The organism is Rubrivirga sp., assembly GCF_049648075.1.
In the GTDB taxonomy this organism is placed as follows: domain Bacteria; phylum Bacteroidota; class Rhodothermia; order Rhodothermales; family Rubricoccaceae; genus Rubrivirga.
Genome location: NZ_JBARYR010000036.1, coordinates 1 through 7,570, shown reverse-complemented (window position 1 = coordinate 7,570; position 7,570 = coordinate 1). Strand labels below are relative to the sequence as shown.

At 66.3% G+C, this 7,570-nt stretch carries 9 protein-coding genes; all 9 read right to left on the bottom strand.

Annotation, left to right across the window (positions count from 1 at the left end):
• On the bottom strand, positions 1 to 515 hold a 515-nt coding region (locus tag WBA11_RS01145), incomplete at its 3' end, for a flagellar cap protein FliD N-terminal domain-containing protein (RefSeq protein ID WP_424518898.1).
• 2 nt (positions 516 to 517) lie between these two features.
• Positions 518 to 844, bottom strand: a complete 327-nt coding sequence (fliS, locus tag WBA11_RS01140) for a flagellar export chaperone FliS (protein WP_424518897.1) — start codon at positions 842 to 844, stop codon at positions 518 to 520.
• A gap of 204 nt (positions 845 to 1,048) precedes the next feature.
• A complete protein-coding gene (locus tag WBA11_RS01135) occupies positions 1,049 to 2,248 on the bottom strand; it encodes a flagellin (protein WP_424518896.1) in 1,200 nt (399 codons plus the stop codon).
• A 361-nt stretch (positions 2,249 to 2,609) separates the two neighbouring features.
• Positions 2,610 to 3,494 carry a flagellin gene (locus tag WBA11_RS01130; RefSeq protein ID WP_424518895.1) on the bottom strand — a complete coding sequence of 295 codons (885 nt, stop codon included), beginning with the start codon at positions 3,492 to 3,494 and terminating at the stop codon, positions 2,610 to 2,612.
• A 2-nt stretch (positions 3,495 to 3,496) separates the two neighbouring features.
• A complete protein-coding gene (gene flgK / locus WBA11_RS01125) occupies positions 3,497 to 4,855 on the bottom strand; it encodes a flagellar hook-associated protein FlgK (RefSeq protein ID WP_424518894.1) in 1,359 nt (452 codons plus the stop codon).
• Positions 4,852 to 5,259 (bottom strand): hypothetical protein, encoded by a 408-nt coding sequence (locus tag WBA11_RS01120; RefSeq protein WP_424518893.1) that lies wholly within the window; start codon positions 5,257 to 5,259, stop codon positions 4,852 to 4,854. The genes flgK and WBA11_RS01120 overlap by 4 nt, the downstream gene beginning before the upstream one ends.
• Entirely contained in the window at positions 5,256 to 5,735 is a 480-nt protein-coding gene (locus tag WBA11_RS01115; RefSeq protein WP_424518892.1) for a hypothetical protein, read from the bottom strand. Before WBA11_RS01115 ends, WBA11_RS01120 begins: the two co-directional genes overlap by 4 nt.
• Positions 5,736 to 5,756: 21 nt before the next feature.
• The gene (gene flgI, locus WBA11_RS01110; protein WP_424518891.1) at positions 5,757 to 6,923 is read right to left on the bottom strand and encodes a flagellar basal body P-ring protein FlgI; all 1,167 of its coding nucleotides are present in this window, start codon (positions 6,921 to 6,923) and stop codon (positions 5,757 to 5,759) included.
• 179 nt (positions 6,924 to 7,102) lie between these two features.
• Positions 7,103 to 7,570: flagellar basal body L-ring protein FlgH (locus WBA11_RS01105; RefSeq protein ID WP_424518890.1), on the bottom strand; the 468-nt coding region annotated here is incomplete at its 5' end.

Genomic DNA, 7,570 nt, shown 5'->3' with positions numbered 1-7,570 from the left:
TCGTCGTCCGTAGCTCCGTCGGGAGGCGCGTACGCGACCTCGAGGTCGACGGAAGATCCGTCGCTTTGAGCGATCTGGATCGTGAACGAGCGCTCCCCAATGGTGTCCGGTGCGCCACCGTCCGGCTGTCCAGAGTCGACAAAGAGGGCGCCTAGCGTCGTCGCATCGGAGGCGTACTGCCTGGAGAGGCGCGTGTCCGCACGGGCGAGTTGCGCGACTTGGATCTCGTGAGAGGCCGACGCCGCGTCGTCGCTAGCGGAGGCTTTGAACCCGCTCCCGCTCGTGGCGGAGAGGGCCCCGAACGGCGACTGCAACGGGTCGCTCAACCGCTCGAGGACGGTGTTGAGAGACGAGACCCGGCTGCTATAATCGCCAAGAACCGCCTTGAAGACGTTCTGCTCCGTTTGCTCGGAGCGGAGCTTGAGCCTCGGCTGCGACTCGACGGCGATCACTTGCGAGATCAGCTGCTCGTAGAGCGAGCCGGAGTTAAAGATCTGGGAGAGGTTCGCAGACATGATTAGGCAGCGATAGCAACGGGTGCACGCATTGCATCGCGCCAGGCGTCGCGTAGGCCCTCCAATATCTCGGCGACGACCTCGAGGTCGCCCCGTGAGGCGGCGCGGATCGAGAACTCGTAGAGCCCCAACAGGCGCTCCGCGATCTCGCCGCCGCGCTCACGGTCGAGGGCGCTCATCAGCTCGACCAGCACGCGCTGCGTCCTCGAGGCGTCGCCAGCGTGAGCGGCGGACACACCTATGCCGTATAGCTTATCGATCAAAATCTCAGGAGACGCAGAGAGCACAGCTTGCTGCTGGTACTGGCGAAGGGCGTTCGGTGCGGACATAGATCAAAAGGTGGACCAGAATGGAAAGCGGACAGGTGGGTCTGCCTTCGCTTCTGTGATCGAGTAAAACGGGCAGGCCTTTACCGGCTAGCGGAAAAAGACGCCGGCCCGCTGACGCAGTACGTCAGCGGGCCGGTAGGACAGAGCCCAGGTCGCGTTGCCAGAACCCGAGGTCTCAGGCTCTGCCCGGGTCAGGGGTCCGTCCTAGAAAAACGAGAGGACCGACTGGCCAGCGGCGTTGGCCTGGGCGAACATGGCCGAGCCCGTCTGCTGGAGGATCTGGAGCTTGACGATCTCCATCTGCTCCTTGGCAAAGTCCGCGTCCGCGATGCGGCTGTTGGCCGCCTCGTAGTTCGTCTTCGAGTTCTCGAGGTTCTGCGCCTTAAAGTCGAGACGGTTCTGAACGTCGCCGAAGGCAGCGGCCTGCACTGAGACCTTGGAGATGGCAGTGTCGATGGTTCCAATCGTCGCTCGAGCGTTGGACGCATCGGAAACGTCGATCGAGCCGGAGGTCACATCGATGTCGAATGTGTCACCGACCTGGAAGGATCCATTTGATGCTGCGGAGGCGTTGAGAGCCGCACCTGCCGCGTCATCGAAGTTGACGGTGAGCCCTTCGATCAGCCCAGCGCCCGACGTATCGAGGCCATCGGCACCACCGCTTGACGCGTCGTAGACGTAATCCTGCTGGTTGCCCGCCCGGTCCGTGACCGTGAACGTCACGGCTTCAGAGCCCGACGTACCATCGATGGCCGTGACTTCAAACTTGAAGGCGTCTGGCCCTCCGGCGTACGTACCCACGGCGGACTCGACGACGGCGAACGCGCCTCCGTTGCCCCAGTTGGAACCATAGTCCAGCTGAGCAGCGGGAGCGCCGCCGCCGATGCCGAGCTCTGTCGCATCGAGCTTGTCGATGTCCACACCGAGCGTGTCATTTTGGGTGTCGCCGACTTGGAAGGCTAGCGTGCGAGTCGTAGCGCCGTCGCCGTCGAACAGCTTGACACCGTTGAACTCGCTACCGCCCAGGATGTCCTCGATCTCGTCGCGGAGCGCCGTGAGCTGGTTCGTGATCGCGCTGCGCTCCTCGGTGCCGAGGGTGTCGTTGGCAGCCTGAACCGCCTTCTCCTTCATGGTCTGGAGAATGTCCATCGTGGTCCCGAGCGCGCCCTCACCAACGGTGAGCATGGACTTGGTGTCAGCGATGTTGCTAAGCGCCTGGGCCTGGCCTCGCGTCTTAGCCGTCAGCTTGTTCGAGATCGTGAACCCGGCCGAGTCATCGCCGGCGGAGTTGATCTTGGAGCCGGTGGCCAGACGGTACTGGCGCATCCCGATCTCGGTCGAGGTGCTGTTGAGCGAGGACAGCGACAGCGCCGCCTGCGTGTTGGTGTTGATGCGGAAAGACATGGAGTCGTGCCCGAGGGCGGAGGTTTGGATTCTGGCTGCCGGGGTGTCCGGCCTGTGCTCCACTGTTCGAGCCGTCCGAGAGACCCTTTACCTCGGGGATGGCTAACAGCGTCTTTCCGGCTTCTATCGCCAGATTCGGAAACGGGCCATTCCACTCACGACCCACTAGCGGCTTAGACGCCGTGTTCTTCTCCAGGGTGGGATCACTTCGCTCTCCGAAGGAAACGGCGCTACAGCGCATTCAGAGACGGTCGCACGGACCGCAGACGACGGACCTCCCCACTGTGTGAGCGACCAGTCAGCGTCTCCTGATCGCCCGCGACGACCAGGACCCTCCTCGTATCCTAAGGGTCTCGAGACCCTACAGATAGTTCAGCAGCGACTGCTGCGCCGAGTCCGCCGTGGCGCGGAGCGCGGCCTCGAGGGCGACCTGCCGCCGCTGGATGTCGCCGAACACCTCGGTCAAGTCGATCTCCTCGATCTGAGCCCGCCGATCCCCTACGATGATTGACTCGGCCTCGAGGGCGTCCCGAGCGCCCTCAAGCTGACGCGCGGTGTTACCGGTCTGGCCCTCCAGACGCGAGTAGTGATCGACGCCATCTTGGATGAATCCCACAGCGGTCCTGATTGCCAGGTTGTCCTCGGCGCGGATGGCGACGGCGAGGTCCTCGAGTCGCTGCACCGCCGACACACCGTCGACCTCGAGGGCGCCAACGACGTTGATTTGTACCGTCTGCCCCGGCGATATCTCACGCTGGCGAGCGCCCGTGAAGGTGCCGAGCTGCGGAACGCCGGCTTCGTCAATCGGGGCCGTATCGGTTTCGTTGCCGGCGAAGAGGTACTCCCCCTGGACGTTGCTCCTCAGGCGGACGACGGCTTCGTCGCGCAAGTCGTCGATCTGAACAGCGATGTCCTCTGGGCTATAGATCCCATTCGCGGCCAAAAGACCCAGCTCAGAGGCTGTCGCAAAGATCTCACCGAGCGCTCCAAGCTCGTTCGCGGTCTCGTTTACCCACAGCTCGGACGCGCCGATCACCTTGTCATAGCGGGCCAGCGTGTCCTGGCGGCGCCCGAGCAACTTGGCCTGGGCGAACCCTGTCGGGTCGTCCGAGGCTCGCTCGATCTTGTAGCCTGTCGCAAGCTGGTTCTGCGACGTCGTGAGGGCTCGACGAGCCTTCGCCAGGGGGCGTTCAGTCGATGTGAACGACGCCGAGCGAGTGAGTGCGGACTGAAGCGGTCGGGTCATGGTTACATCGCCAGGAGCGTGTCGAACATCTGATTCGCCGTCTGAATCACACGGGCCGAGGCAGCATAGGTCTGCTGAAAGCGGATCAGGTTGGCCATCTCCTCGTCAATGGACACCTTCGAAACGCCGTCGCGCAGGGCCATCGCGTGGTCCACGTACGCGGCGCTCGCTTCGGCAGCCGCCGACGCTTGATTCACCCGTAGCCCGACGTCGACGAGTACATCGACTGCGGCCGTGTAGGCGCCGTCTCCCAGATCCGTAATGGTTGCCGCAATGCTCCCATCGCCGGTCCCACCAGCCCCCGCCGCAATTTGGCGCGAGCTCAGAGTCGCGTTTCGTCCGATCGTGGCGGCTGTCAGCCCCGTCGGGTCAAAAAAGTCGTTCCCGGTTCCTCCATCGAGGTCGACGCCCGTGGAATGGACGGCGTTGACCGTCGCTACGATCTCGGCCGCGATCGCATCGAGAGTGCCCCGCGTCTCGGGAATCGTGTCATTCAGGACTCCGAGCTGCGCCCCCAGGACTCCGCCTTCTAAGGCCTCGAGGCGGAGCGGCCTCGAGGCCCCCTCGGGAAAGATGGAGGGCTGGCTTACGTCTGGAGGCGCGGCGAACCGGTATGCCCGGGCTTCACCTCCTTGAACGCCGATCATCCCGTCGATGGTCGCGGTCACGGTCCCATCGGCTTGCGCCCTGTATGAAAACGGCGCGAGGCCCGACAGCTCGTCCATAATGAGGTCGCGCCTGTCGAGTGCGTCAAGGTTCTCAGCTCCTTGGACACCCGCACGGCGAATGTCGACGTTGAGGTCCGCCATCTCGGACATGAGTGCGTTCACTTGGCCGACTGTAGCCTGGAGATCACTTTGGACAGAATTGCCGAGCGACTCGAGCCGAGCGTCGGCGCCGCGGAGGGCGTACGAAAGTCCGTCAGCGGCGACGAGCAACGCGTCCCGAGCGCCGAGGTCGGCGGGTTGGACGGAAACGTCGGACCAGGCGTCGTAGAACCCGGCGATCGCGCCCAGAAATCCGTCGCCACCGTCGGGCGCGATTTGGGACTCAACGGCTGCGAGCAGGCCCGAGCTCTCACCGGCACCGCCGCTCCCAGCCTGCCCAAACCGTACGGCGGTATCCAGGATGTCGCTTCGTACGCGGCCGAACTCGATAGGTCCGGTACCGGCCCCGACGCTCAGGCGCTCGGATGGAATTAGGAGACCTCCTCGGGTCGGAGATACGAGCTGAGAGCTGGCTGAGCGCCGGGTGTACCCTGGCGTCTCGGAGTTGGCGATGTTGTTGCCCGTCGCACTGATTCCGGCCTGGCTGGACAGAAGCGAGCGACGTGCCGTCGAGTAGATGCTCTGGAGACTCATGTCCGTCGGGCGGGGCCAACGGCACCCTGGGCGGTGTAGACCTGGGCGGTCGGGGGCGAGGAGATCTGGTACCACGACCCGATCAGGTCACGGCCGAGCGCGACGGCGTGCGTCAGCGCGATCTCCAAGGCGTCGCAGGCCTGACGAGCCTCGAGGGCGGCGGCCTCGAGGGACTCGCGCGCTTCAGGACCTAGCTGGGGCGCGTCTGGAGCCGAAACGCGGCGTTCGCGAGCGCGACGTCGGTGGTCGAGGTCAGAGACCACGTCCAGCGTCCGGCCGGCGGCGTCCTCGAACGCCTCTGAGGACCCGGACCGCAACGCGGCGAGTTGATCTCGCGCGGTCTGCGCGAGCGTCGCAAGGGCGTCCTTCTCGGGTCCAAACACGTCGATGGTGGCGTCGGTCATGGGGATTCATGGATGTGATCGATGGATTGAGCGGGAGCTTTAGCCGGCTGGTACAATCGGAGCGCGCCGTCCATCGAGATCGCGCGCCGGGGCGTCCCTGAGACCTCGGGCGTCATTCCTGGCTCTGTTGCCCTCGAGGAGGATCCAGGGACAGTTAGCTCCGTCCTCGAGGCCGGCTCCTCGAGGTCGGACGGCACTCGGCCCTGTCGCTCCCACTGGGCGGTGAGCAAGTCGGCGATGCCGAACGTGCCGGCGTCGACCAAGTGGTCGGTGAGCGTGTCGGTGAGCGTGTCGCGCTGGAGGTCGGATTGGCCGGTCATCATGCCCTCGTCCTGAGCCTTGAAGAGGTCCTTGGTCATGACCTCGACGAACTGACGCACCAAGACGGACTCGAACTGCCGGGCCGCCGCGATCGGATCGTCGGGCGGCGGCGTAGGAGCGGTCGGCCTCGAGGACGACGTGGGAGAGATGGTCATGGGAGGATCGTCGCGTGCTGTCTAGAGGACCACCAGCTCGCCCATCAGCGCGCCAGCGCGGTCGATGGCCTGGAAGATGGAGATCACGTCTCGCGCGTCGAGGCCGAGCTCGTTGAGCGCGCCGGCCAGCTCGGCGACGGACGTGTTGGGCTGGAGCACGACGGAGCGGACGGCGCCCTCCTCGATGTCGACGGTCCCGACAGGCCCCGCGACCGTCTCGCCGTCGGAGAAGGCGCCAGGTTGGGAGATGGCTGGGTCGACGGCCGTCGAGATCGAGAGCGAGCCGTAGGTGATCATGACCTCGCCGATGGCCACGTTGCCGCCGGCGACGACCGTCCCGGTCCGCTCGTTGACGACGACGCGTGCCGGGGCGTCGACCTCGAGGCGGAGGCCCTCGAGGGCGGCCATCAGCGCGGCCGGACCGCCGGCATCGGCCGGGACCTCGACGCGGACCATGCCGGCGTGCATGGCAGTCGCGGAGCCAGGAAACGCTTCGTTGACGACGTCCGCGATGCCGACGGCGTTGGTAAAGTCCGGCTCGCGCAGGATCAAGTCGAGCGGGCCGTCGGTCATCGTCGCGCCCGAGCCCAACGTGACGAGCGCCCCAGATGGAACGCGACCGGTATTGGTTGGGCCGGTTCGCTGGGACGTACCGGCAGCGGAGGCGAGGAGCGTCCCGGTTAGAATCGGACCTTGGGCGACAGCGTGGACCGTCCCGCCAGCCGCCATGTTCTGAAGCGGCGTCTGGAGCAGGATGCCTCCCGAGAGCGAACGGGCGTCGCCCAGAGACGCGACCGTGACGTCAACCGCCGAGCCCGGCCCGGCGAACGGGTCGAGCGTGGCCGTCACCATCACGGCCGCCGCGTTGCGCGTGCCCAGCGTCTGGACGTCGACCTCGATGCCGAACCGCTGGAGCATGTTGGCGACGCTCTGAACGGTGTACGGCGCGCCGGTTCGACCTCGGGCGCGGTCGCCCGTCCGGTCGAGGCCGACGACGATGCCGTAGCCCAGCAGTTGGGTCGGCGCAGCGCCGGCCGGGACCACCATGTCCTTGAGTCTGGCGCTGGCCGTCGGGCCGAGGGCGGGCGGAGGAGCGTTGTCGAGACCGGGGACCGGGTCGAGTCCGTCGGCCGCGGGCTGGGCGACAGCGGCGCCCGCGAAGGTGACGGCGAGGAGGAGAAGGCGCATAAGTGTGCGAGCGGGTGCGGCCTCGAGGCCAGGAGTGCGTGGCCTCGAGGCCGCGATAACCCTGGTCTCTGCGTTGGGGCGACCCGACAGATCACGCGGCGCGACCTCGAGGCGACGTCCTCGAGGACGCGACCTCGAGGACAAAGAGACGGGAAGACTGAGTATGGCGCGTCGCATCGTCATTCGCCGCCGGCGGCAGATCCCAAGAGCACCGCGCCGACCAACACGACGGCGGTCCCCACGAGCGTCAGGAACCGGCCCTGGAGGAACTTGGGACCGCTCGGCTCCTGCTGGTAGACCACGTCCGCGCCCGCGATCTGGTAGGAGAGCACCGTGTTCGAGGGCTCTACGTCGGCCGGGCGGACCATCCCGCTGACGGTCATCATGTGGACGTCGCCGTCGACGTTGAGGCGGCGCTCGCCCTCGATGACCAGGTTGCCGGCGGCGTCGACCTCGACGACGCGCGCGGTGATGGTGCCGGTGAGCAGGTCGCTCTGGACGGTCCGGCTGTCGGAGGCGCGCTGGCCGCCGACCTGCGCGTCCAAGCCAAAGAAACCGCCGACGGAGCTGTTGCCGCCGCCGCCGAGCTGTCGCTGGGCCGAGCCCGAGCTCTCGGAGCGCCGTCGCGCCGAGGTCCGCTCGGCCAG